Origin of the sequence: Curtobacterium sp. SP.BCp, from assembly GCF_051903255.1 — a bacterium.
GTDB lineage: Bacteria > Actinomycetota > Actinomycetes > Actinomycetales > Microbacteriaceae > Curtobacterium.
The window spans coordinates 455,255-478,955 of record NZ_CP194338.1; the positions used below are offsets into that span (position 1 = coordinate 455,255).

24 protein-coding genes are annotated in these 23,701 nt (G+C 72.3%); 14 read left to right on the forward strand and 10 right to left on the reverse strand.

Translation table 11 applies throughout. The features are described 5' to 3' along the window. Positions 1 to 34: 34 nt before the first annotated feature. The gene (locus ACRQ4C_RS02415; protein WP_439689976.1) at positions 35 to 694 is read left to right on the forward strand and encodes a DUF4166 domain-containing protein; all 660 of its coding nucleotides are present in this window, start codon (positions 35 to 37) and stop codon (positions 692 to 694) included. Beyond that, positions 694 to 1,683 (forward strand): epimerase, encoded by a 990-nt coding sequence (locus tag ACRQ4C_RS02420; RefSeq protein WP_439689978.1) that lies wholly within the window; start codon positions 694 to 696, stop codon positions 1,681 to 1,683. The genes ACRQ4C_RS02415 and ACRQ4C_RS02420 overlap by 1 nt, the downstream gene beginning before the upstream one ends. On the opposite strand, the gene ACRQ4C_RS02425 is transcribed toward ACRQ4C_RS02420, so the two are convergent. After that, on the reverse strand, positions 1,652 to 2,740 hold the full coding sequence (locus ACRQ4C_RS02425; protein ID WP_439689980.1) for an EamA family transporter: 1,089 nt from the start codon (positions 2,738 to 2,740) through the stop codon (positions 1,652 to 1,654). The two genes, ACRQ4C_RS02420 and ACRQ4C_RS02425, sit on opposite strands and share 32 nt — an antisense overlap. A gap of 71 nt (positions 2,741 to 2,811) precedes the next feature. Here ACRQ4C_RS02425 and ACRQ4C_RS02430 point away from each other — a divergent pair, with 71 nt between their 5' ends. Beyond that, positions 2,812 to 3,726 carry a LysR family transcriptional regulator gene (locus ACRQ4C_RS02430; RefSeq protein ID WP_439689981.1) on the forward strand — a complete coding sequence of 305 codons (915 nt, stop codon included), beginning with the start codon at positions 2,812 to 2,814 and terminating at the stop codon, positions 3,724 to 3,726. A gap of 117 nt (positions 3,727 to 3,843) precedes the next feature. Here the strand turns inward: ACRQ4C_RS02430 and purB are convergent, their stop codons facing one another. The 3 genes from purB to ACRQ4C_RS02445 all read right to left on the reverse strand — a co-directional run bounded on the left by purB (position 3,844) and on the right by ACRQ4C_RS02445 (position 6,310). Then, on the reverse strand, positions 3,844 to 5,229 hold the full coding sequence (gene purB / locus ACRQ4C_RS02435) for an adenylosuccinate lyase (protein WP_439689982.1): 1,386 nt from the start codon (positions 5,227 to 5,229) through the stop codon (positions 3,844 to 3,846). Beyond that, entirely contained in the window at positions 5,226 to 5,738 is a 513-nt protein-coding gene (locus ACRQ4C_RS02440) for a low molecular weight protein-tyrosine-phosphatase (protein ID WP_290132990.1), read from the reverse strand. Before ACRQ4C_RS02440 ends, purB begins: the two co-directional genes overlap by 4 nt. Before the next feature lie 173 nt (positions 5,739 to 5,911). Beyond that, entirely contained in the window at positions 5,912 to 6,310 is a 399-nt protein-coding gene (locus tag ACRQ4C_RS02445; protein WP_290132989.1) for a phage holin family protein, read from the reverse strand. A 50-nt stretch (positions 6,311 to 6,360) separates the two neighbouring features. Here ACRQ4C_RS02445 and ACRQ4C_RS02450 point away from each other — a divergent pair, with 50 nt between their 5' ends. From ACRQ4C_RS02450 to ACRQ4C_RS02470, 5 genes are all read left to right on the forward strand, one after another. Beyond that, entirely contained in the window at positions 6,361 to 7,440 is a 1,080-nt protein-coding gene (locus ACRQ4C_RS02450; RefSeq protein ID WP_439689985.1) for a histidinol-phosphate transaminase, read from the forward strand. Positions 7,441 to 7,463: 23 nt separating this feature from the next. Next, positions 7,464 to 8,597: a thiamine pyrophosphate-dependent enzyme gene (locus tag ACRQ4C_RS02455; RefSeq protein ID WP_439689986.1), complete on the forward strand. Its 1,134-nt coding sequence runs from the start codon at positions 7,464 to 7,466 to the stop codon at positions 8,595 to 8,597. 89 nt (positions 8,598 to 8,686) lie between these two features. Next, positions 8,687 to 9,646: an alpha-ketoacid dehydrogenase subunit beta gene (locus tag ACRQ4C_RS02460; protein WP_290134158.1), complete on the forward strand. Its 960-nt coding sequence runs from the start codon at positions 8,687 to 8,689 to the stop codon at positions 9,644 to 9,646. A 37-nt stretch (positions 9,647 to 9,683) separates the two neighbouring features. Further along, complete coding sequence (locus ACRQ4C_RS02465; RefSeq protein WP_439689988.1) at positions 9,684 to 11,258, forward strand: dihydrolipoamide acetyltransferase family protein; 1,575 nt, start codon at positions 9,684 to 9,686, stop codon at positions 11,256 to 11,258. 96 nt (positions 11,259 to 11,354) lie between these two features. Continuing rightward, positions 11,355 to 11,930 (forward strand): GNAT family N-acetyltransferase, encoded by a 576-nt coding sequence (locus tag ACRQ4C_RS02470; protein ID WP_439689990.1) that lies wholly within the window; start codon positions 11,355 to 11,357, stop codon positions 11,928 to 11,930. 147 nt (positions 11,931 to 12,077) lie between these two features. Here the strand turns inward: ACRQ4C_RS02470 and ACRQ4C_RS02475 are convergent, their stop codons facing one another. The 4 genes from ACRQ4C_RS02475 to ACRQ4C_RS02490 all read right to left on the reverse strand — a co-directional run bounded on the left by ACRQ4C_RS02475 (position 12,078) and on the right by ACRQ4C_RS02490 (position 17,312). Beyond that, complete coding sequence (locus ACRQ4C_RS02475; protein ID WP_439689992.1) at positions 12,078 to 13,364, reverse strand: alpha/beta hydrolase; 1,287 nt, start codon at positions 13,362 to 13,364, stop codon at positions 12,078 to 12,080. Further along, complete coding sequence (locus tag ACRQ4C_RS02480; protein WP_439689994.1) at positions 13,361 to 15,409, reverse strand: bifunctional lysylphosphatidylglycerol flippase/synthetase MprF; 2,049 nt, start codon at positions 15,407 to 15,409, stop codon at positions 13,361 to 13,363. The genes ACRQ4C_RS02475 and ACRQ4C_RS02480 overlap by 4 nt, the downstream gene beginning before the upstream one ends. Positions 15,410 to 15,490: 81 nt before the next feature. Then, entirely contained in the window at positions 15,491 to 16,687 is a 1,197-nt protein-coding gene (locus ACRQ4C_RS02485) for a histidine kinase (RefSeq protein WP_439689995.1), read from the reverse strand. Continuing rightward, positions 16,680 to 17,312 carry a response regulator gene (locus ACRQ4C_RS02490; protein WP_439690934.1) on the reverse strand — a complete coding sequence of 211 codons (633 nt, stop codon included), beginning with the start codon at positions 17,310 to 17,312 and terminating at the stop codon, positions 16,680 to 16,682. The genes ACRQ4C_RS02485 and ACRQ4C_RS02490 overlap by 8 nt, the downstream gene beginning before the upstream one ends. Positions 17,313 to 17,368: 56 nt before the next feature. Between ACRQ4C_RS02490 and ACRQ4C_RS02495 the strand changes: the two genes are divergently transcribed. Next, a complete protein-coding gene (locus ACRQ4C_RS02495; protein ID WP_290132981.1) occupies positions 17,369 to 18,166 on the forward strand; it encodes a GntR family transcriptional regulator in 798 nt (265 codons plus the stop codon). 98 nt (positions 18,167 to 18,264) lie between these two features. Here the strand turns inward: ACRQ4C_RS02495 and ACRQ4C_RS02500 are convergent, their stop codons facing one another. Continuing rightward, positions 18,265 to 18,720, reverse strand: coding sequence for a PTS sugar transporter subunit IIA (locus ACRQ4C_RS02500; RefSeq protein ID WP_439689998.1), 456 nt, complete (start codon positions 18,718 to 18,720; stop codon positions 18,265 to 18,267). After that, positions 18,717 to 18,986: a glucose PTS transporter subunit EIIB gene (locus ACRQ4C_RS02505; RefSeq protein ID WP_439690935.1), complete on the reverse strand. Its 270-nt coding sequence runs from the start codon at positions 18,984 to 18,986 to the stop codon at positions 18,717 to 18,719. The genes ACRQ4C_RS02500 and ACRQ4C_RS02505 overlap by 4 nt, the downstream gene beginning before the upstream one ends. Positions 18,987 to 19,160: 174 nt before the next feature. On the opposite strand from ACRQ4C_RS02505, the gene ACRQ4C_RS02510 reads away from it, so the two are divergent. The 5 genes from ACRQ4C_RS02510 to ACRQ4C_RS02530 all read left to right on the forward strand — a co-directional run bounded on the left by ACRQ4C_RS02510 (position 19,161) and on the right by ACRQ4C_RS02530 (position 23,692). Then, the gene (locus tag ACRQ4C_RS02510; RefSeq protein ID WP_412879530.1) at positions 19,161 to 20,426 is read left to right on the forward strand and encodes a PTS transporter subunit EIIC; all 1,266 of its coding nucleotides are present in this window, start codon (positions 19,161 to 19,163) and stop codon (positions 20,424 to 20,426) included. A 140-nt stretch (positions 20,427 to 20,566) separates the two neighbouring features. Beyond that, positions 20,567 to 21,478 (forward strand): metal ABC transporter solute-binding protein, Zn/Mn family, encoded by a 912-nt coding sequence (locus ACRQ4C_RS02515; protein ID WP_439690000.1) that lies wholly within the window; start codon positions 20,567 to 20,569, stop codon positions 21,476 to 21,478. After that, positions 21,475 to 22,350, forward strand: a complete 876-nt coding sequence (locus ACRQ4C_RS02520) for a metal ABC transporter ATP-binding protein (protein ID WP_439690002.1) — start codon at positions 21,475 to 21,477, stop codon at positions 22,348 to 22,350. The genes ACRQ4C_RS02515 and ACRQ4C_RS02520 overlap by 4 nt, the downstream gene beginning before the upstream one ends. Beyond that, positions 22,350 to 23,282: a metal ABC transporter permease gene (locus tag ACRQ4C_RS02525; RefSeq protein WP_439690004.1), complete on the forward strand. Its 933-nt coding sequence runs from the start codon at positions 22,350 to 22,352 to the stop codon at positions 23,280 to 23,282. Before ACRQ4C_RS02520 ends, ACRQ4C_RS02525 begins: the two co-directional genes overlap by 1 nt. Beyond that, on the forward strand, positions 23,279 to 23,692 hold the full coding sequence (locus tag ACRQ4C_RS02530) for a Fur family transcriptional regulator (RefSeq protein ID WP_439690006.1): 414 nt from the start codon (positions 23,279 to 23,281) through the stop codon (positions 23,690 to 23,692). The genes ACRQ4C_RS02525 and ACRQ4C_RS02530 overlap by 4 nt, the downstream gene beginning before the upstream one ends. The last annotated feature ends 9 nt before the right edge of the window (positions 23,693 to 23,701 follow it).

Below are 23,701 nucleotides of genomic sequence, written 5' to 3' on the forward strand. Positions count from 1 at the left end.
GGAGCCGCGACCGACGGCGTGCCAGGATCGGGGCGTGGTCCGGTCGCCGTACGAACTGAGCACGCCCGCCGACGTCCTGGCCGGGCTGCACCCACGACTCCGCAGCTACTTCGGCGCGGTGCCACCGGGTCACGTGGGCCGGGGCACGGGGGTGTTCGACGTCATCGGCACGCCACGGCGGTGGCTCTGGCCGGTGCTCGCCTGGTTCGCCCGCGACGCGGTGATGTTCCCCGTGTGGGAGCACGACGTGCCGTTCACCGTGGAGAACCGGCCGGTGCGGGTCGGGCGCGGACGAGGGGCAGAGGGGCACGTCGCGGTCCGGGCCCACCGGACGTTCCGGTTCCGCACCGGCGACCGCACGATGGTGGACGCGATCACCGCCGGCCCCGACGGCCTCGTCGACCACCTCGGGCGTCGCGGGCGCGTCAGCGCACGACTCCGGGCGGAGGTCGACGCGGGCGGACCCGACGCGGGCGCCCTGCGCCTGGTCTCCACGCACGTGACGTTCCGGGCGCTGGGACGCGAGTGGGGCCTCCCGGCGGTGATCGCTCCGCGTGTGACGCTCGTCGAACGATTCGATGACGATGCGGGTCTCCAGCGCGTGTCCCTGGTGCTCCGTGCGCCGTTCGTCGGCACGCTGTACCGGTACGAGGGGGCGTTCAGCTACTCCGTCGTGCCGGAAGGAGGACGCTGATGGCAGCACCGGGACCGGGCCCGAAGGCCCGGGTGGTCGTCGCAGGAGCGAGCGGCTTCGTGGGGCAGTACCTCCGTCGCGCGTTCGCGGACGAGGGGTACGAGGTCGTCACCGTCGGACGGACCGGCGACGCCGTGTGGGGCAACACCCTCCGGATCCGTGAGCTCGTCGACGGCGCAGCGATGGTCGTCAACATGGCGGGCAAGAGCGTCAACTGTCGGTACGGGCGACGGAACCGTCGGGAGATCCTGCGCTCCCGGGTGGAGACGACGCTCGAGCTCGCCGAGGCGATCCGCACGAGCGAGCACCCGCCGCCGCTGTGGGTGAACGCCTCGACCGCGACGATCTACCGGCACGCCGACGACCGCCCGCAGGACGAGCACACCGGGGAGCTCGGCGAGGGGTTCTCGGTCGGCATCGCGACGGCGTGGGAGCAGGCGTTCTTCGGGGCCGACCTGCCGTCCACTCGGCGGGTCGCACTCCGGATGGCGATCGTGTTCGGCGACGGAAGCGCCCTCGTACCGCTCCTCCGACTGGCCCAGGCCGGGCTCGGCGGCCCGCAGTACGACGGCGCGTGGTTCCCGACCCCGGCACGGCTCCGTGCGGGCACGTACCACGAGCACCGCCGCACCCGGGGACGGCAGAAGTTCTCGTGGGTGCACATCGACGACGTCCTCGGCGCGATCCGCTTCGTCCGAGACCGCCAGGACATCGAGGGACCGGTCAACGTGTCCAGCCCGAACCCGTCGGACAACCGGACGGTGATGGCGACGATCCGGGACGCCGTCGGACGCCACATCGGGCTCCCGACGACGCGGTGGATGCTCGAGCTCGGGTCGTTCGCGATCCGCACCGAGACCGAGCTCGTCCTCAAGAGCCGGTGGGTGGTGCCGACGCGGCTCCTCGAGGCGGGCTACGAGTTCCGGTACCCGGAGCTACGTGGGGCGCTCGCCGGGATCATCGCGGAGCGTCGGCAGCACCGGGGCTGAACGCCGGAGCCGCCGCGCCAGCGGCGCCCGGCACGGCGGCCAGCCCGGCCGGCCCACCCGGCACGGCGCCCGGCCCACCCGGCACGGCGCCCGGCCCGCCCGGGACGGCGCCCGGCCCGCCCGGCACGGCGGCCGCGACCGCCGCTCCAGCGGCGGCCGACCCGCCCGCAGCCGGCCCGCCCGGCAGCGCCCGTGCCGCCGGCCGCGACGACCACAGCACAGCCCCGACGACGACCGCCCCCGCCACGATCTCGACCGCGTCCGGTACCTCCCCGAACGCCACCCACGACGCGAGCACCCCGATCACCGGCACGAGCATCGAGAACGGCGCCACCATGCTCGACGGGTACGACGCCAGGAGACGGGACCAGATGCCGTACCCGACGAGCGTCGCCACGAGCACGATGTAGAGCAGCCCGAGGTCGGCGGACAGGGCCGATGGCGTGAACACGGTGCCGAGCGCCCGCCCGATGCGCGCCGGCCCCTCGACCGTCAGCGACAGCACGGCCATCGGCACGGGCGGCACGATCGACCACCACAGCGTCAGGTGCAGCGGGTTCGACGCCCCCGCCCGCCGGGTCGCGACGTTGCCGATCGCCCACCCGAGCGCCCCGCACAGCGCGAGCACGACGGGCAGCAGCGCCGCCGCCTGCGCCCGGTGCACGGCGATCGCGGCGAGGGCGCACACCGCCACCGTCACCCCGATGACCTGCCGTCCGGTGAGCCGCTCGCGGAGGAACACCCCCGCGAGCACCACGGTGAACGGCGCCGACGCCTGGAGCACGAGCGATGCGAGCCCCGACGGCATCCCCGACGCCATGCTCAGGTACAGGAACGCGAACTGCAGCACGCCGAGCCCCAGCCCGACGAGCAGGAGCCGTCCGAACGGGATGCGCGGGCGCGGCACGAACAGCACGGTCGGCACCGCGAGGAGCGTGAACCGCAGCGCCGCGAGCAGGAACGGCGGGAAGTGGTCGAGGGCCAGCGCGGTGGCGGGGAAGTTCAGTCCCCAGGCCACGGCGACGACGACGGCGAGGAGACGATCACGGGCGAGCACCCTCCAACGATGGCTGCCGAGACGCTGTAGCACCAGCGAACAGTTCGACACCAAGGTTGTAGGGTCCCTGCATGGTCGACTTCGACGTGCAGCTCCTCGCCGTCCTCCGGGAGCTCGCCGAGCGCGGCAGCGTCACAGCCGTCGCCGAGGCCACCCACCGAACGCCGAGTGCCGTCTCGCAGCAGCTCCGCACCCTGCAGCGACAGGTCGGGACACCGCTCGTCGAGCGCAGTGGCCGCGGTGTCCGCCTCACCGAGGACGGGCGGGTGCTCGCCGGGCTCGCCGCCGGCATCGCCACCGCGGTCGCCGAGGTCGACGCGGCCTGGCGCGACCACGTCGGCGGAGCCGTCGGCCGGGTGGACCTCGCGATCTTCCCGTCGGCCGCGGAGCTGCTGCTGCCGGGCCTCCTCACCCGGATGCGCGAGCACCCCGGCATCGAGCTGGTCCTGGTCGACGTGGACGTCAGCGAGGACGAGTTCGGCCCGCTCGCCGCCGACCACGACGTCGTCGTCGGGCACCGGCCGGACGGGGCGCCACCGGCGGGTCGGTCCGGCCTCGAGACCGTCCCGCTCCTCCGGGAACCGCTCGACGTCGCGTTCCCGCCGGACCACCCGCTCGCCGGACGCCGACGGGTCGGGATCGACGACGTCGTGGGGGAGACCTGGATCGGTGTCCCGGAGGACTACCCGATCGATCGCGTGCTCACCGCGCTCGCCGCGGCGACGGACACCCCGCCGAGCGTCGCGTTCCGGACCATCCACCTACCGGTGATCGAGAACCTCGTGGCCGCCGGACACGGCATCGCGCTCGTGCCGCGGTACACGTCGGGCACGCGCGCTGCCGGACGGTTCCACCTGGCGGAGCTCGCGGACGTCCGAGCGGGACGGCGCATCGATGCGCTCGTCCGTCCGGACCGTGCGGTCCGTCCCGGCGTGCGCACCGTCCTGGAGGCACTGGTCGCCGAGGCGCGGGACGTCACCACCTGAGGTGGTGACGTCCGCGGCGGGGCCGACCCGTGCCTCCCGGCCGGCGCATGCGCGCGACCACCCCGAACGCCGACGGCCGCCTCCGCAGATCGCGGAGACGGCCGTCGGACTCGGAGGTCACACGTCGAGGTGGTCGACCAGCTCGTCCGCCAGCCCGGTGTAGGTGGCGGGCGTGAGGTTCGTCAGCCGGGCCTTCGCGCCGTCCGAGATGTCGAGGCCGTTCACGAACGCGACGAGGTCCGCCTGCCCGATGCGCTTGCCGCGGGTGAGCTCCTTGAGCATCGCGTAGGGGTCCTCGATGTTCGACTGCCCGGCCGTGACCTCGGCGCGGATGACCGTCTGGATCGCCTCGCCGAGCACCTCCCAGTTGCCGTCGAGGTCCTCCGCGAGCCGCGACTCGTTCACGGCGATCTCCGACAGCCCGCGGCGGAGGTTGTCGAGCGCGAGCAGCGAGTGCCCGAACGCGACGCCGATGTTCCGCTGCGTGGTCGAGTCCGTCAGGTCGCGCTGCAGCCGGCTCGTGACGAGCGTCTCGGACAGCGTGGAGAACAGCGCGGACGAGATCTCCAGGTTCGCCTCGGCGTTCTCGAACCGGATCGGGTTGATCTTGTGCGGCATCGTCGACGAACCCGTCGCACCGGCGACCGGGATCTGCGTGAAGTACCCCATCGAGATGTAGGTCCACACGTCGGTCGCGAGGTTGTGCAGGATGCGGTTCGCGTGCCGGACGCGGTCGTACAGCTCCGCCTGCCAGTCGTGCGACTCGATCTGCGTCGTCAGCGGGTTCCACGTCAGGCCGAGGCCCTCGACGAACTCGCGCGACAGCGTCGGCCAGTCGGCCTCGGGGTCCGCGGCGAGGTGCGCCGAGAACGTGCCGGTCGCGCCGCTGAACTTGCCGAGGTACTCGGTCGCCTCGACCTGGGCGAGGACGCGCTCGAGGCGGTACACGACGACCGCGAGCTCCTTGCCGAGCGTGGTCGGGGTGGCCGGCTGACCGTGCGTGTGCGACAGCATCGGCACGGCCTTGAGGTCCTCGGCCATCGTGCGGAGCGCCGCGATGACGGCCTTGAACGCCGGGAGCCAGACCTGGTCGACGGTGTCGCGGACGGTGAGGGCGTACGACAGGTTGTTGACGTCCTCGCTCGTGCACGCGAAGTGCGTCAGCTCGGCGATCGCGTCGAGCCCGAGCTCCGAGAGGCGACGACGGACGAAGTACTCGACCGCCTTGACGTCGTGCCGGGTCGTGGCCTCGATCTCGCCGACCTCCGCGATCTGCTCCTGCCCGAACGTCTCCGCGACGCGGCGGAGCGCGGCCTTGTCGTCGACGCTGAGCGGCGACGTGGTGAACATCGCGTGGTCGGTCAGGAAGACCAACCACTCGACCTCCACGACGATGCGTGCGCGGTTGAGGCCGGCCTCGGAGAGGTGCTCGCCCACCGTGTGCACGATCGGGTAGTACCGCCCGTCGAGCGGGCTGATCGGCTGCGGGGGAAGGGGGGTCATGGGGCTCCCTGACGGACTGCCGGCTCGAGCTGTCGGAAGAGCGCCCGGCAGGCCCGCTCGACGGTCGAGAGCACTCGGTCGAACTCGTGCCGGTCCGCGTAGTACGGGTCCGGTACGTCGGTCTGCTGGGGCCAGGCGTCGTCGTACCGCAGGAGGAGCGTCACCTTCGCGGCGTCGTCCATGGTCGGTGCCCACGAGCGCAGGACGCGTTCGTGGGAGCGGTCGAGTGCGACCACCAGGTCGAGGTCCGGGAACCGGTCCGGGTCGAACTGGCGGGCGCGATGCCTGCTGCCATCGTATCCGCGCGCGGCGAGGGCCGCGATCGTGCGCTCGTCCGCGGGCTCGCCGACGTGCCAGTCGCCGGTGCCGGCGGACTCGACGACGAAGCGGTCGCTCAGCCCGGCGTCGGCGGCGAGCTGGGCGAAGACGATGCCGGCCATGGGGGAGCGGCAGATGTTGCCGCTGCAGACGAACGAGACGCGGAACGGGGCGTCGGCGTCCTGTGTCATGGGGACATCATGGCGCAGTGCGGTGACGTCGGCGACACCCGTGATCCTGCCGGGAGGCACGGTGCAGGTCGACGGGGCCGGCGTCGTCGGGCGGTCGGTCGGTTCCGGCGCGTGCGCGCTCACACGCCTGCGCGGTGCGGTCCGGTGCCCCGTCGGCGCGGGCGCCGGCGCGCTCACGCCCGCTGGCGGCTCAGCACCGGCCGGACGAAGAGGCCGATCAGCCAGGCGAACACGGCCAGCACGAAGGCGCCGACGATGCCCCAGCCGAACGACTCGACCTGCAGGCCGAAGCCGATGGCGGTCGAGATGCCGGCGACGATGAGCAGGAGCACCGCGTTCACGACGAACGAGATGAGCCCGAGGGTCAGGATGTAGAGCGGGAACGCGACGACCCGGATGATCGTGCCGATCACGGCGTTCACCAGACCGAACACGAACGCGACGAGCAGGTAGGTGAGGACGGTCGCGGTCGTGCCGCCGTCCCCGAACGCGGTCACGGAGACGCCGCTCACGAGGAGCGTGGTGAGCCAGAGCGCGAGGGCGTTGACGACGAGGCGGACGAGGAATCGCATGCGCCCATGATGCCGTCGTGCAGCCGCGAGGGTGCCGCTAACCTGCTGTGATGAGCGACGAGCGCGTCCACATCCGCCCCGACATCGCGGTGCTCCCCGCCTACAAGCAGGGTCGACAGGCCGCGGCCGACGCCTTCAAGCTCTCCAGCAACGAGAACCCCTTCCCGCCGCTCCCCGGTGTCGTGCAGGCGGTCCAGGCGCAGACGGCGTTCAACCGCTACCCCGACGCCACCGCGCTCGCCGTGCGCGCCGAGCTCGCGCGCCGCTTCGACATCACCGCCGACGAGGTCCACGTCGCTCCCGGCAGCGTCGCGATCCTGCACGAGCTCGCGAAGGCCACGAGCGGCGCCGGCGACGAGGTCGTGTACGCGTGGCGGTCCTTCGAGGCCTACCCCGGCGTCGTGACGGTTGCGGGGGCGACGAGCGTGCAGGTGCCGAACCGGCCGGACGGCGGGCACGACCTCGACGCGATGGTGGCCGCCGTGACGGAGCGCACGCGCATGGTGATCGTCTGCACGCCGAACAACCCCACGGGGCCGATCGTCACCGCGGACGAGTTCGAGCGCTTCATGGCCTCGGTGCCCTCGACCGTGCTGGTCGTCCTCGACGAGGCCTACGCCGAGTTCGTCACCGACCCCTCGGCGGTCCGCGGCGGCGCGCTCGTCGGCCGGTTCCCGAACCTCGTCGTCCTGCGCACGTTCTCCAAGGCGTACGGGCTCGCCGGCCTCCGGGTCGGGTACGCGATCGGGCCGCAGTACGTGCTCGACGCCGTCCGTGCGTGCGCGATCCCGCTGTCGGTGACGGCACAGGGCCAGGCCGCGGCGCTCGCGAGCCTCGAGCGCGAGGACGAACTGCTCGAGCGCGTCGCCGAACTCGCCGCCAGCCGGGACCGCATCGTCGCGGAGCTCCGGGAGCAGGGCTGGCCGGTACCGGACGCCCAGGGCAACTTCGTGTGGCTGCCGACCGGTGCCGGGACCGCCGCCGCGGCCGAGGCGTTCGAGGCCGCCGGCATCATCGTCCGGGCATTCCCGCCCGAGGGGATCCGCATCTCGATCGGCGAGCACGAGGCTGTGGAAACGCTCCTCGAAACGGCGCGGTCGCTTGTGGGGGACCTCACATCGGCACGTTGAGTGCTGCCGCTACGCTGGCCCGCATGTCATTCCGCGCCGCGGCCCCCGCGACGACCACCGTCCGGCTCCTCGACCCCGAGGGCCGGTTCGTGGAGACCGACGAGAACGCCGAGTTCGCCGCCGCAGCGCGGGCGATCCCGGACGAGACCCTGCTGGCGATGCACCGCCGCATGGTCCTCACCCGTCGGTTCGACCACGCCGGTCACAACCTCCAGCGCACCGGGCAGCTCGGCCTCTGGGTGCCGAGTCACGGGCAGGAAGCCGCGCAGACCGGCTCCGTGTTCGCGCTCCGCGCCCAGGACCACGTCTTCCCGTCGTACCGCGAGCACGCCGTCACCACCGAGCGTGGTGTCGAGCCGATGGAGATCATCGCGATGTACCGCGGCCAGACCCACGGCGGATGGGACCCGGACGAGCGCGGCAACACGCACATCTCGACGCTCGTGATCGGCTCGCAGACGCTCCACGCCACGGGCTACGCGCTCGGCCAGAAGCTCGACGGGGTGGTCGGCACGGGCGACCCCGACGTCGACGCATGCTCCATCGTGTACTTCGGTGACGGCGCGACCAGCCAGGGCGACGTGAACGAGGCGTTCGTCTTCGCCTCGTCGACGAAGGCCCCGGTCGTGTTCTTCCTGCAGAACAACCACTGGGCGATCTCGGTCCCGGTCACGGTCCAGTCGCCGACCCCGCTCGTCGACCGACCGCGGGGCTTCGGCATCCCGAGCGTGCTCATCGACGGCAACGACATCCTGGCGTCCTACACGGCGTCCGTCGTCGCGACCGAGCACGCCCGGAGCGGGCAGGGTCCGGCCTTCATCGAGGCCGACACCTACCGCATCGGCGCCCACACCAGCTCGGACGACCCGAGCCGGTACCGCGCCGACGGCGAGCTCGAGGACTGGGTGCGCCGCGACCCGATCGTCCGCTCCGAGGCGTACCTCCGCTCGAAGGGCGCGACGGACGAGCAGTTCGCGGCGTTCGACGCCGAGGGCGAGGACCTCGCCGCCGACGTCCGCCGCCGGACGGTCGAGCTCACCGTGCCGCCCGTCGACGTCATGTTCGACCACGTCTACCGCGAGCCGCACCCGCTCGTCACCGAGCAGAAGGCGTGGCTCGAACAGTACGAAGCCGGCTTCGAGGGGAGCGCCCACTGATGAGCACCACCGAGCAGCTCTTCGACTTCACGCTCCGCGCCCACCCCGGCGCCGGCGAGGTCCCGAGCGACCCCACCCCCACGCTGACGATGGCCAAGGCGCTGAACGCCGGGCTCGCCGCCGCGATGCAGGCCGACGACAAGGTCCTGCTCATGGGCGAGGACATCGGCCAGCTCGGCGGTGTCTTCCGCATCACCGAGGGCCTGCAGGACCGCTTCGGCCCCGAGCGCGTGCGCGACACCCCGCTCGCCGAGTCCGGCATCATCGGCACCGCGATCGGTCTCGCCCTGCGCGGCTACCGGCCCGTTGTCGAGATCCAGTTCGACGGCTTCGTGTGGCCCGGCTTCGACCAGATCACCTCGCAGCTCGCGAAGATGCAGAACCGGCTGCCGGCCCACATGTCGCTCCCGGTCGTCATCCGCATCCCCTACGGCGGCCACATCGGTGCCGTGGAGCACCACCAGGAGTCCCCGGAGGCGTACTTCGCCCACACCGCGGGCCTCCGGGTCGTGAGCCCGAGCACCCCGAACGACGCCTACTGGATGATCCAAGAGGCAGTGGCGTCGAAGGACCCGGTCGTCTTCCTCGAGCCGAAGTCCCGGTACTGGCCGAAGGGGCAGGTCGACCTCGTCGACGGCCACGTGCCGATGCACACCACGCGCGTCGCCCGCACCGGCACCGAGGTCACCCTCGTCGGCCACGGCGCGATGGTCGCGACGCTCATGCAGGCTGCGGAGATCGCCGAGTCCGAGGGCACGAGCTGCGAGGTCGTGGACCTCCGGTCGATCTCCCCGATCGACTGGGAGCCGCTGCTCGCCTCGGTCGCGAAGACCGGCCGACTCGTCGTCGCGCAAGAGGCCTCCGGCTTCGTCAGCGTCGGCAGCGAGATCGCGGCGACGGTCGCCGAGCGGGCGTTCTACACGCTGCAGGCCCCGCCGCTCCGGGTGTCCGGCTTCGACGTGCCGTTCCCGGTGTCGAAGCTCGAGCACCTGCACCTCCCGGACGCCGACCGCGTCCTCGAGGCCGTCGACCGCGCCCTCGCGTACTGACCCCCGTCCGACCCCGAACGACGTCGAAGGAGCCGTAGTGGCCGCCGCCGAATTCCCCCTGCCCGACGTGGGCGAAGGCCTGACCGAGGCCGAGATCGTCCAGTGGCGCGTCGCCATCGGGGACGAGATCGCCGTCGACCAGGTCCTCGTGGAGATCGAGACGGCGAAGTCGCTCGTGGAGCTCCCGTCGCCGTTCTCCGGCACCGTCACCGGCCTGCTCGTCGCCGAGGGCGACACGGTCGAGGTCGGCCGACCGATCATCCGGGTCGACTCGGACGCGCTCGCCGGTGGCCAGCCGGGAGGCGCGGCCCCCGTCGCCGACGCAGCCCCGGCCTCGCCCGTGGTCGCGCCCACCCCGTCGGTCGCGCCCGCCCCGGCGGCACCGGCTCCCACTGCGTCCGCGCCCGTCGCTGCGCCCGTGGCACCCGCCGCCGCCCCGGCGGCAGCCGCCACGCCGGTCGCTCCGGCCGTGCCGGCGGCCGCGGCACCGACGTCGGTCGCCGACGGCGCGGGCGTCGTCGGGACCGACGAGACCTCCGGCGCGGTCCTCGTCGGCTACGGCTCGGCGACCTCCGCACCGTCCCGCCGGAAGCCGGGCGCCCGCCGGGCCGCGGCCCTCGCTGCGGAGGCGAGCCGTGCCTCCAGTGCGGACGCCGCAGCGCTCGCCGCAGCCGCTGCGGACCCGGGTGAGGACTCGACCGCGGACGCCGTCGCGAGCCAGGGCACCCGCCCGCGGAAGCAGAGCGTCGCGACCAACGTCCTCGCGAAGCCGCCGATCCGGAAGCTCGCCCGTGACCTCGGGGTCGAACTGAGCGAGATCGTCGCCACGGGGCTGTCTGGCGAGATCACCCGCGACGACGTCATCCGGCACGCGAAGCAGGCCAGCGTGTTCCGCAACATCGAGACGCCCGAGTGGGGCGAGGTCCGCAGCGAGACCATCCCGGTGAAGGGCGTCCGCAAGGCCATCGCGACCGCGATGACCACCTCGGCGTTCACCGCGCCGCACGTGTCGCTGTTCGTGGACGTGGACGCGACGCACACGATGGAGTTCGTCAAGCGCCTCAAGGCCTCGCCGACGTTCGCGGGGGTCAAGGTCTCGCCGCTGCTCATCGTCGCGAAGGCCGTCATCTGGGCGGTCCGTCGCAACCGCTCGGTGAACTCGACCTGGACCGACCGCGAGATCATCGTCCACCACTTCGTCAACCTCGGCATCGCCGCGGCGACCCCGCGCGGGCTCATCGTGCCGAACATCAAGGACGCGCAGGACATGTCGCTGCTCGAGCTGGCGCAGGCGTTGGAGGAACTCACCCTCACCGCCCGCGACGGCAAGACGAGCCCGGCACAGATGGCGAACGGCACCGTCTCGATCACGAACATCGGCGTCTTCGGCATGGACACGGGAACGCCGATCCTCAACCCGGGCGAGGTCGCGATCGTCGCCATGGGCACGATCAAGCCGAAGCCGTGGGTCGTCGACGGCGAGGTCCGGTCGCGCATGGTGACCACGATCGGTGCCTCGTTCGACCACCGGGTCGTCGACGGCGACGTGGCGTCGCGGTTCGTGCACGACGTGGCCTCGGTGCTCGAGGAGCCGGCGCTCCTGCTCGACTGAGGCTCCGCGTGCGGGATGCCGCACGTGGCGAGCCGAGTCGCGCGGATGTCGCGTGGTGTTCACGCGGATGTCGGTGGTGCGGGTGAGGATCGGAGCATGGTCCACCAGCTCCTGGTCCCCCCGCAGGAGATCCGAACGGATCGCCTGCTCCTGTCACCGCTGACGCCCGGTGACGTCGACGACGTGCACGCGCTCTTCTCGGACGCGCGCACGTGGCAGCACCTGCCCGCGGGTCGGCACCACTCCCGGGCGCAGACGGTCGAGCTCGTCCAGGCCAAGATCGGTGGACGCATCCGGCACGGCCTCGGTTCCTGGGCTGTCCGCTCGGCGCACGACGGCACGTTCCTCGGGGTCGCCGGGGTGGACATGACCGTCGGGCACCTGTGGAACCTCGGCTACCGGTTCGTCCCGGAGTCCTGGGGCAACGGCTACGCGACCGAAGCCGCTGCCGCCGCGGTCCGGGCGGCGCACGACACCGCGGCGGACGTCCCCGTCACCGGGCGCGTGCTCACGAACAACGCCGGGTCGGCCGTCGTGCTCCGGCGCTCCGGGCTCTCCCTGGTGTGGCAGGGCACGACCTCGTCGCCGACGCCCGCCGGGGTCGAGCGCCAGGTGTGGTCGGACCGGGCCCTCAGCAGCGAGCAGCACGACTGGCTCGTCGCGCACGCCTGAGCGGGGCGTCCGCCACGTCCCGTCACGGCGCGGCTGCGCCGTCGAACCACGGGTCCGACTGCGAACCAGGCGCGGCGGTCGGTTCGACGTCGGTTCCGTGGTTCGATGCCGCTGCCGTTCCTGCTCGGGGGCACGCCAGGTCGACGGTCAGTCGGCGAGCGCGTCGCAGAGCTGCGGCAGCTGCGAACGCAACGACCACTGCACGGTGTTCCAGTCGTGGCCGCTCTTCGGCGCGGGCATGAACCGCGTCCGGATGCCGGCGCGCGCTGCGGCGGCACCGAGCAGCCGAGCGTTCTCGGTGAACTCCCGGTCGCTCGACCCCGCCGTGAGCCAGAGGTCGTGCCCGCGGTAGGGCGCGTGGTCGGCCATCAGCGCCCGGGGTGCAGCGGCCCTCCACCGCGCGACGGACCCGCCGAACGCCTGGTCCGCGCTGTGCTGCGGCGACTGGTCGATCGGCTGGAGCTCGCTCGAGATCGCCAGCGCCGCCGCGAAGTCGGACGGGTGCCCGGTGAGGAACTGCACCGCGCAGGTCGCTCCCTGCGAGAAGCCGACGAGCCCCCAGTGCGACCGGTCCGGCGTCACCGGCAGGTGTGACTCCGCCCACGCCGGGACGTCCCGGGTGACGTAGGTGTCGACGTCCCCGAGTCGGGAGTCGACGCACATCGTGTTCCGACCGGGCGCGGAGAGCTGGTCGACGGAGAGCACGATCGGCGCACGACCGTGGTGGGCCCGGGCGTAGGCGTCGAGCACGGTGCCCATCTGCCCGGCGGTGAACATGTCGCTCGGCGCACCGGGTTGACCGGCGAAGGCGAGGACGACGGGCAGCGGGCGGGGGTCACGGACGAGGGCGGCCGGCGGGAGGTACACGATCGCGGGCCGGGCGTCGAAGTGCGACCGGCGTCCGGGGATCGTCACCGTGCGGACCTCGCCGACGGCCGGCATCGTGGCGGCGGGGGCCGCGTCCGGGTCGAACGCCGGGTACGGGTCGCTCTGGACGACCGTGCCGAGCGTCGGGTACTTGGCGAACTCGACGTTCACCCCGAGCGCCGGCACGAGGAGTGCGGCGGGCACGAGGACGACCGCGACGGCCCGACGCCAGCGCCCGCCCTGCACCAGGGCCGTGACCGCGAGCGCGAGTGCCGCTGCGGCGAGCGCGCACCACATCCGCGTCACGGGGCTGAGCGCCACGCCGAACAGGTTCAGCACGTCGCTCGTCACCCAGCAGGCGAGCAGCACGACCACCGCCGCGGCAGCCGCGATCCCCGCCCGCAGCCCGACACCACGCCACGCGGCGCGGGAGTGCCAGGCCGCCGCCCGTCGCCGGACCGCGGGGAGCAGGACGAGCAGGGCGACGACGACGAAGGCGAGGTCGATCGGGACGAGCTTCGACGGCGCCTGCAGCTGGGTGGCGAGGAGCCACTCGGTGACGGTCACGAGCGACCGGCGGCAGCGGGCGGCGTCGTGGCCGGCTGCTGCTCCGGAGCGTGCGACCGCCGGTGCGCCTGACGGAGCGCCCACAGGTGCTTCGGCCGCAGCCCCGGCACGTACGCCGTGGCGAGCGCACGGGCGACCCGCGGCACGTGCAGCGGCGTCGGGACCACGAGCCAGAGCGGCTCGTGCCGGGCACCGAACTTCTCCTTGAAGCGCTGGAGCGACCGGAAGCCGTACACCGGCTCGAGGACACGGGCGAGCACGGCGGAACCCCGGGTGACCAGGACTCCGGCGCCCGGGTGCACGGCGAGCGGCGTCCCGGACAGGCTGATCGTGGTGAGGCCGGCGTCGCGTGCACGGAGGGCGGTCCGGGCGATGAGGAACTCCATCACGCCGGGCATCCCCTCCTCGCCGCGGCGCATCACGTCGAGCGTCCACCCGGTGAGGGCACCGCGCTCGTGCACGGGGAGCCAGCTCGTGACCCCGACCACGCGGTCCTCGGCGTCGATCGCGAGCATGAGCCGCACGTCCGGGTCGTCGAGCTCCCGGAGTCCGCCGAGCGTGAAGCCCATCTCCGGCAGCCGTCGGTCGGCCGCCCACCGGGTGCAGATCGCCTCGACCTCGCTGCGGTGCTCGGGCGACAGCGCGGCGAACGTCGTCCACTCGTCCCGCACGCCTTCGCGGTCCGCGCGGTTCGAGGCGGTCCGGAGGTCCTGGCGCTTCTTGCCGCTCAGGCTGAACGCGGTGACGTCGAGCACGGCCTCGACCCCGACCGGCACGGACGTCCAGCCGTCGGCCGCGAGGATCTCCCGCACGGGTTCGTGCACGCTCGTGAACGCGGGCACCCAGCCGTTGCGCTCGCAGGCCGCCGCGAAGGCACCGAGCACCTCGGCGCGGTCCGCAGCGGCGCACACCGGGTCCGAGACGGTCAGCGCGACGTCGCCGTGCACGCGGTACGCGACCGCGCCGAGGCCGTCCGGGTGCACCCAGGTGGCGTTGCCGTGCCAGGTGCCCATGTGCCCGAGGCTGCCGGCGTCCCCGTCGCGGAGCATCTCGACGAGCGCGGCCTGCGACCCGTCGACGGCGCGGAAGCGTGCGCGGACGAGGCGGCCGTGCAGCCCGAGCACCACGACGACGACCGTGGCGGGCACCAGCCACGCGCCGAGGAGCGTGACCTGCCACTCGAGGGCGTCGAGGCCCAGCCCCTGCCACTGCACGCCGCCCTCCTGCATCGGCTCGATGAGGAACGCATCGGCGAGCACCGCGGTCAGCGTCACGAGGACGCCGACGGCGATCGTCACGCCGAGTCGCCGGCCGTGCTGGACGAGCCAGGCCGCGATCAGCAGGAGGACGCCCACGGCGGCGACCGACCGGTCGCTCATCGCGTCCGCGAACGGCGACAGGACGCCGTCGGCCTGCGGGACGACGAGGGTCACCAGCGTGCCGGCGCCGAAGGCGCTCAGGGTCGCGACGACGAGCGTCCGCGGTGGCGGCACCGCGCGTCCGGTGCGCTCCACCGGCCGGGAGGCACGGGGCGCGACGAGCACGCCGGCTGCGGTCCCGAGGAGGGTCGCCAGGGCACGGGCCAGGTCCGACCCGTGGCCAGCGAACAGCACGAGCGTGAGCACGACGGTCCAGAGGACCGCGCGGACGCGCCACCGCGACTGCGTCGGCATCGTGGCGGACGCCGCGCCGAGCAGCGCCACCGCGACCGTGGACGGCGCGGTGAGGGGCTGCCCGACCGCGGCCTCCGCATGCGCCTCACCGAGTGCCGATCCGAGGCTCACGACGGCGAGCGTGATGCCGGCGGCGAGCAGGGGTGCGGCGACCCCGACGAGGACCGTCCGGACCGAGCCGAGCCGGCGTTCGGCGACGAGCGTCGCGAGGACCACGGCGACGAGGGCGAGGCACGCCACCGGCGGGTGGTGCGGGAAGTCCGGCTCGGAGTGCATCATCCGCGCTGAGACGATCAGTGCCGTCGCGACGACCGCGACGACGACGGTCACCGGGAACGAGCGGAGCCGGGAGAGGACGGGAGGGAGTGCCACGTTCTCATCGAAGCGGCGGACGGGGTGCCGGCACATCGCTCCGGGGCGTGATCCTCGGGTGGCCGATCGGCCATCCGGACCTCATCCGCCCGACGGTGTGTGGTCGGCGGGGATGCGGAGGTGCAGCGCGTACCCGTCGCCGGGCTGCGGGCCGGCCTCGAGCGACCCGCCGAGCAGCGACGCGCGTTCGCCGAGTCCGATGAGGCCGAGCCCCGAGCCGGGCAGTTCGAGCCGTTCGGCACGCGCGGGGCCGTTCACGAGGTCGACGAGGACCACGCCGTCGTGCATCCGGGCACTCACCCGCACGGCGGCGTCGGGTGCGTGCTTCCGGACGTTCGTCAGCCCCTCCTGCACGAACCGGTACACCGCGCGCTGCACGGGCTGTCCGAGCGTCTCCGGCAGGTCGACGGTCGCGGTGATCTCGAGGCCACTGTCGGCGATGAGCCGCGGGAGGTCGGCGAGCACCGGCTGCGGGGCGATCTCCCGCGCGGTCCCGCCCGAGGCGCGCAGCACCTGCACCATCTCGCGGAGTTCCTGCAGCGTCACGACGCAGAGCTGCCGGATCGTCCGGGCGAACCCCCGCTCGGCCTCGTCCCGTCCCGCGACCTGGACGGCCCCGGCCTGCACCGCGATGAGCGTCACCTGGTGCGAGACGACGTCGTGCATCTCGCGCGCGAGGAGGGCGCGCTCGCGGGACAGCGCGACCTCGGCCGCCTGCCGTCGTTCCTCCTCACGGGCGAGCCGGACCTCGGCGAGCTGCTCGGTCAGCCGCGCGCGGGTCCGGACGAGCAAGCCGATCGCCAGCGGCCCGAGCGCGAAGATCACGGCGTAGAGGATCGACACGACGAGCTCGTCGAGGCTCTGCGGCGGGCCGACGAAGCCGCTGAAGCCGACGAACTGCACGGCCGCGGCGACGAGCATGAGCCAGCGTCGGTCCGTGCGCTCCCCGAGCGTGAAGAGGGCGATGCTCGCAGCGACCACGGCCGACCCGACGAACAGCCCCGGCATGGTGAGCGCGAACGCGAGGACCGGCAGCCGACGACGCAGGAGCAGCGCCGCGGCGGCGAGGAGCGACAGCCCGGTCTCGACGGAGGTCGCGCCGGAGATGTCGAGCACGGCGTCCGCGACGGCGGCCACGACGAACAGGACGTCGACCACCCACCAGGGTGCCCGGTGGGTGCGCGCCCATCGCAGGCCGACGTCGACGAGGCGGTCGAGCCTCCCGTCCGTGTCGCGGAGGGCCTGCACCAGCCGCGACCGGTCCCGGTGCTCAGCCATCCAGCAGTCCCGCCTCGGCTGCGCGCAGTGCGAGCTGCACCCGCGTCGGGACGCCGAACGCCACCAGGAGTGCGCGGACGTCCTCCTTGACCGTGCCGGTGCTCACCCCGAGCCGTCGCCCGATGTCCGGGTTGCTCGCGCCGTCGGCGATGCACCGGAGCACCTGGCGCTCGCGGTCGCTCAGCGGCGGGACCGCGACGGGGCTCCTCGTCGCGAAGAGCCGGCGGCGGTCGACCCCGGGTGCGAGGACCACACCGCCGCGGGCGAGGACGCGGACGTACTCGGCGAGGGCCTCGGGGTCGGTGTCCTTGAGCAGGAACCCGGCAGCGCCGAGCTCCATGGCGCGCCCGATGTACTCCTCGGCGTCGAACGTCGTGAGCATCGCGACGGCCGGAGGCTCGGGCAGGGCGTGCACCTCCCGCAGGACGTCGAGACCGTTCACGTGCGGCATCCGCACGTCGAGCAGGACGACGTCCGGGCGGTGCTCGGTGACCACCCGGACCGCGTCGACGTCGTTGGCGGTGGCGACGACGTCGATGTCCGGCGCCGCCCCGAGGATGAGTTCGAAGCCGTAGCGCACGAGCGTCTCGTCGTCGACGATCACCACCGAGGTCACGGCCGTCATCATGTCACGGGCGTTGGCGTTCCGATGTGGACTCGCTACTGTGATGGGAACTGGTCATGTCCGCGCATGACCACCCCTCGTACCACCAGGACAGCAACGGAGCAGACCGAGCGATGACGACCCGCATCACCGAGGGTGCCGAACCCAAGCACCAGCAGCTGCGGCGCATCCTGCTCGACCTCGCGACCGCGCGGCTCGCTCCCGGCGCGGCGATCCCGTCCGAGCGGCAGCTCATCCAGGAGTACGGCGTCTCGCGGATCACCGTGCGCGAGGCCCTCGGCCAGCTCGTCAACGAGGGTTACCTCGAGCGCGTCCGCGGCAAGGGCACGTTCGTCGCCCACCGGCCCGTGCAGTCGACGCTGCACCTCGCGTCCTTCACGGAGGAGATGCGGGCGCTCGGGCACGTCCCGACCACGGTCGTCCTCGTCCGTGAGGAGCGCGTGCCGCCGACGGACACCGTCGCCGCGCTCCGGCTCGCCGAGGACGAGACCGCGTACCACCTCAAGCGCCTGCGGATGGCGGACGGGGCACCGGTGTCGATCGACGACGCCTGGCTCTCGGCGTCCGCGTTCCCCGGGCTGCTCGACCACGACCTGTCCGGGTCCGTCTACTCCCTCGCGGCGACCGAGTACCGGACGCCGATCGACCGGGCGCAGCAGACCGTGGCGGCGAAGCCGGCGGCCGACGACGTGGCGACGCTGCTCGGCACGAAGACGGGCGCCCCCGTGCTCGAGTTCGACCGGGTGTCGTACTCGGGGGACCGCCCTGTCGAGCACAGTCGCTCGTGGTACCGGTCGGACCGCTACCGCGTGCAGATGGAGGTCACCGCGACGGCGCCGCAGGCGGTCGCGTAGCCGCGCCGGTCGCATCGTGCCCGCGAAGGCGACAGTCTTCCGCCCGGACGGCGGGGCAGACTGTCGCTTTCGCGTGTTCGTCGGAGCTGTACCGCGACCTACGCCTCGAAGAGCGCGTCGCCCTCGCGGACCGTGGTGCCGACGGCGCCCTGCGGTACCGAGTCCGGCGCGGAGCCGAGCACGACGACGGGGCAGATCGGCGAGTAGCCGGCGGCGGAGATCACCGACGGGGTGAACCGGACGACCGGGTCACCCGCCGCGACCGTGTCGCCCTCGGCCGCGAGGAGCTCGAAGCCCTCGCCCGAGAGCTTCACGGTGTCGATGCCGACGTGCACGAGGACGTCCGTGCCGGAGGCGCCCTGCAGTGCGAACGCGTGCGGGTGCAGCTTCACGATCGTGCCGTCGACCGGGGCCACCGCGGTGACCGGGCCCTCGACGCCCGTCGGGTCGACGGCGACGCCCGCGCCCACGAGCTGCCCCGCGAACACCGGGTCGGGCACGTCCGCCAGTGCGACGACCGGCCCGCCGAACGGGGTGCGGACCGCCGTCGTCACAGTTCGTCCTGGATGTCCTGCGCGAGGTTGTCCGCGATCGGGCCGACGATGACCTGCCAGCCGGTGCCTCCGCCGACGACGGCCTGGGCTCCGGCTGCCTGGAGGGCGGCCTTGTCCACGAGGTCGCCGTCCTCGACCTCGACTCGGAGGCGCGTGATGCAGCCCTCGACCTCGTCGATGTTGTCGGCTCCGCCGAGCGCGGCGATGATGTCGGCTGCCTTGATGTCGGCCATCGTTTCCTCCTTCGTTGAGGCGTTCCGTCCCAGGTTGACACGGAACCGGTCTCGGTTCAGACTACGAAACTGGTCATGACCGGACAGGACCGGCCAGGTGTCGCTCCGAGCGTACCTGCGCCCGACCGTGCGACTCAACCCGCCCACAGCTCCACCAGCCGTAGCTCCACCACCCCGCAGCTCCACCCAACGACGAGAGGAACTCCGATGAGCGCCACCACCGCCACGGACGTGCCGGAGAAGAAGACCCCGAAGAAGCAGTCGAAGCTCTTCGCCAACGCGCAGCGCCTCGGGCGGAGCCTGCTCCTGCCGATCGCGGTCATGCCCGCCGCGGGCATCCTGCTCCGGCTCGGTCAGTCGGACATGCTCGGCGCGATCCCCGGCTTCCAGCAGGGTGCGACGATCATCGCGGCCGCCGGCAACGGCGTGTTCACCTGGTTGCCGCTGCTCTTCGCGGTCGGCATCGCGATCGGCTGGGCGAAGAAGTCCGACGGCACCACGGCGCTCGCCGCGGTCGTCGGCTACATGGTCATGTACCAGGTCTTCGCGGCGATGTCGCCGATCGTGCTCGCGGGGGTGAAGGACGCGAACGGCGACCAGGCGACGATCAACTTCGGCGTCCTCGGCGGCATCGTGATGGGACTCGTGTCGGCGATCCTGTGGCAGCGGTTCCACCGCACGAAGATGCCCGACTTCCTCGGCTTCTTCTCCGGCCGCCGCCTGGTCCCGATCCTCACCGCGGTCGCCGGTCTCGTGATCGCGGTCTTGATGTCCTTCGTCTACCGCTACTTCGACATCGCCCTCACCGCGGCCGGCCAGGCCGTCGCCGACAACGCCGTCCTGGGCGGCGGCATCTTCGGGTTCGTGAACCGCATGCTCATCCCGATCGGGCTGCACCAGCTCCTCAACTTCTTCCCCTGGTTCCAGCTCGGCAGCTTCACCACCGGTGGCGTGACCTACCACGGTGACATCGCCCGGTTCCTCGCGGGTGACCCGACGGCCGGCATCTTCCAGACCGGCTTCTTCCCGATCATGATGTTCGCCCTCCCGGCCGGTGCGCTCGCCATCTGGCGGAACGCGAAGCCGCAGAACCGGAAGCTCGTCGGCGGCATCATGATCTCCGCCGCGCTCACCTCGTTCGTGACCGGCATCACCGAGCCCCTCGAGTACTCGTTCATGTTCGTGGCGTTCCCGCTCTACGTCATCCACGCGTTCCTCACGGGCACCTCGCTCGCCCTCGTCAACGCGCTCGGCATCAGGGACGGCTTCTCGTTCTCGGCCGGGGCGATCGACTACGTGCTGAACTTCGGCAAGGCGGACGGCGCGATCTGGCTCATCCCGATCGGCCTCGGCTACGCGGTCGTCTACTACTTCCTGTTCTCGTTCGTGATCAAGAAGTGGAACCTCCGCACGCCCGGCCGCGAGGAGGACACGATCGCCGAGAACACGATCGACGCGGCCACCAAGGCGTAGCTCGGTCGCTCCGCGACGCGACCGACCGACGGACTGGAGGCGCGATGCCAGCCGGCACCGCGCCTCCAGCCCGTTGTCTGACCGTTTGCTCACGCGACTGATTTTGACAACCGTTATCAAGAAGCAGTAGCGTCGACGACATGCAGCAGCGTCTCCTCGCCCTCCCGCTCATCGCCGGCGCAGCCGCGCTCGCCCTGTCGGGCTGCGCGACCAGCTCGGCCTCCGGTGACGGGAGCTCGGACGGCACCATCCGGGTGGTCGCGTCGACCAACGTGTACGGCTCGCTCGTCCAGGCCGTCGGTGGCGACGACGTGTCGGTGACGAGCATCCTGGACGACCCCTCGCAGGACCCGCACTCGTTCGAGTCGAGCGCGAAGACGCAGCTCGCGGTGTCGAAGGCCGACCTCCTCATCGAGAACGGCGGTGGCTACGACGACTTCATGACCACCCTCGCAGACGCCTCGAACACGAAGGCCGACACGATCAACGTGGTGAAGCTCTCCGGGCTCGACAAGGGCGGCGACGCCGAGTTCAACGAGCACGTGTTCTACGACTACCCGACGATGGTGAAGCTGGTGGACGACGTCGCCACCCGCCTGGGCGACCTCGACAGCTCGGGCAAGAGCACGTTCGAGGCCAACGCGAAGACCCTCACCGGCAAGCTCGACCAACTCGAGTCGCAGACCGCGTCGCTCAAGACGCAGTACGACGGTGAGAAGGTCGCGTACACCGAGCCGGTCCCGGGCTACCTCTTCGACGCGATCGGCCTCGACAACGTCACCCCGGAGAAGTTCTCCGAGGCGATCGAGGAGGGCGACGACGTTCCGCCGGCCGCCCTCAACGACACGCTCAAGCTGTTCAGCCAGAAGACCGTGAAGCTCCTCGCCTACAACGACCAGACGTCGAGCGCGGAGACCGAGCAGGTCAAGCAGGCCGCCGAGAAGGCCGGTGTCCCGGTGGTCGGTGTCACGGAGACCCTCCCGAAGGGGGATGATTACGTCTCGTGGCAGCAGGCGAACATCGACGCGGTGAAGGCGGCGCTGGCGAAGTGACCGTCCAGGCCCCCGAACGGACCGCCGCTGCACCACGCAGCGGCGGTTCCGCCGTGCTCACGCTCCGCGACGCCGGGCTCTCCTACGGCTCGCGGAAGCTCTGGGACGGCCTCGACCTCGACGTCGCGCCGGGGGAGTTCGTCGCGGTCCTCGGACCGAACGGCGCCGGCAAGACCTCGCTGCTCCGGACCGTCCTCGGCCAACAGGCGCTGACGAGCGGCAGCATGACGTTCCTCGGCCAGCCCGTCCGCCGCGGTCACCGTCGCATCGGCTACATCCCGCAGCAGCGGCTGATGGAGGCGGGGACGCCGCTCCGCGCCCGGGACATGGTCGCGCAGGGCGTCACGGGGCACCGGTGGGGCGTCCGTCCGGCGTCCCGTGCCGACCGTGCCCGGGTCGACCGGATCCTCGACGAGGTCGGCGCGACGGCGTTCGCGGACGCCCCGGTCGCCGAGCTGTCCGGTGGCGAGCAGCAGCGCACCCGCGTCGGGCAGGCGATCGCGGCCGACCCCGCGCTCCTGCTCTGCGACGAGCCGCTCATCTCGCTCGATCTCCGGCACCAGCGCGGCGTGACCGAGCTCATCGACCGCCAGCGCCGACAGCAGGGCGCCGCGGTGCTGTTCGTCACGCACGACGTCAACCCGATCCTCGACGTCGTCGACCGGGTGCTCTACATCGCCGGCGGCCGCTTCCGGATCGGTGCCCCCGACGAGGTCCTCCGCACCGACGTGCTGAGCGACCTGTACGGCACACCCGTCGACGTCGTGCGCACCATGGGCCGCATCGTGATCGTCGGCGCGAACGAGGCCGCGCACGACCACCACTGCGACCCGGACCCGCACGCGGCGACGACGGACGAGGGGCGGATCTGATGGACGTGTGGTCGCAGGTCTTCTCCTTCCAGGACTACGGCGAGCTCCTCGTGCTCGTGCAGAACTCGATCTGGGCGGGCGCGGTGCTCGGCATCGTCGGCGGACTCATCGGTCCCTTCGTCGTCGCCCGGAACATGCCGTTCGCGGTGCACGGCATCTCGGAGCTCTCGTTCGCCGGTGCCTCGGCGTCGCTGCTCCTCGGGGTGAACGTCGTCACCGGATCGCTCGTCGGGTCGGTGATCGCGGCGCTGCTCATCGGCGTGCTCGGGTCCCGGGCGCGGGAGCGCAACTCGATCATCGCGGTGCTCATGCCGTTCGGCCTCGGGCTCGGCATCCTCTGCCTCGCGCTCTACAAGGGTCGCGCGGCGAACAAGTTCGGCCTGCTCACGGGCCAGATCGTCTCGGTCGACAACCCCCAGCTGACGTTCCTGATCGTCATCGCGGCCATCGTCGTCGCCACGCTGCTGGTGATCTGGCGCCCGCTGATGTTCTCCTCCGTGGACCCGGACGTGGCGGCCGCGGCCGGGGTCCCGGTGCGGACGCTCGCGATCGTGTTCATGCTCGCGCTCGGCCTCGCCACCGCGGTGTCGGTGCAGATCGTCGGGGCGCTGCTCGTGCTCTCCCTGCTCGTCACCCCGGCCGCCGCCGCGCTCCGTCTGAGCTCGCACCCGGTCGTCGTGCCCGTCCTGTCGACGGTGTTCGCCGTGACGAGCGTCGTCGGTGGCATCCTGCTCGCCCTCGGCGGAGGCCTGCCGATCAGCCCCTACGTGACGACCATCTCGTTCGCGATCTGGGTGGTGTGCCGGATCGTCGGAGCGCGGAAGGACAAGCGCGGACGCGACCGCGTCGCACGACGCGAGCGGACCGGCGGAGGTGATCCGGGCCTCCGGTCAGGTGCCGGAGCAGCAGCGAGGATCGGAGTCAGCGCGTGAACGCCGTGCAGAAGCCCAAGCGGAACACCTGGCAGCGTGAGGCCGTCCGCGGCGCGCTCGACTCGACCGAGGGGTTCGTGAGCGCGCAGGCGCTCCACCAGCACCTCCGTGAGGGTGGCTCCACGATCGGCCTCGCGACCGTCTACCGGGCGTTGGCCGACCTGGCGTCCGATGGGGACGCTGACTCGCTGCAGCAGGACGGCGAGTCGCTGTACCGCGCGTGCACGACGGACAAGCACCACCACCACCTCATCTGCCGGAACTGCGGGCGGACCGTCGAGATCGAGGCAGACCCGGTCGAGCGGTGGGCGCAGGAGGTGGCCGCGCAGCACGGGTTCACAAACGCGAGCCACGTCGTGGACATCTTCGGCGAGTGCGCGGCGTGCACCGCGGCGCGTTCTGAGGCGTAGCCTGCGCGG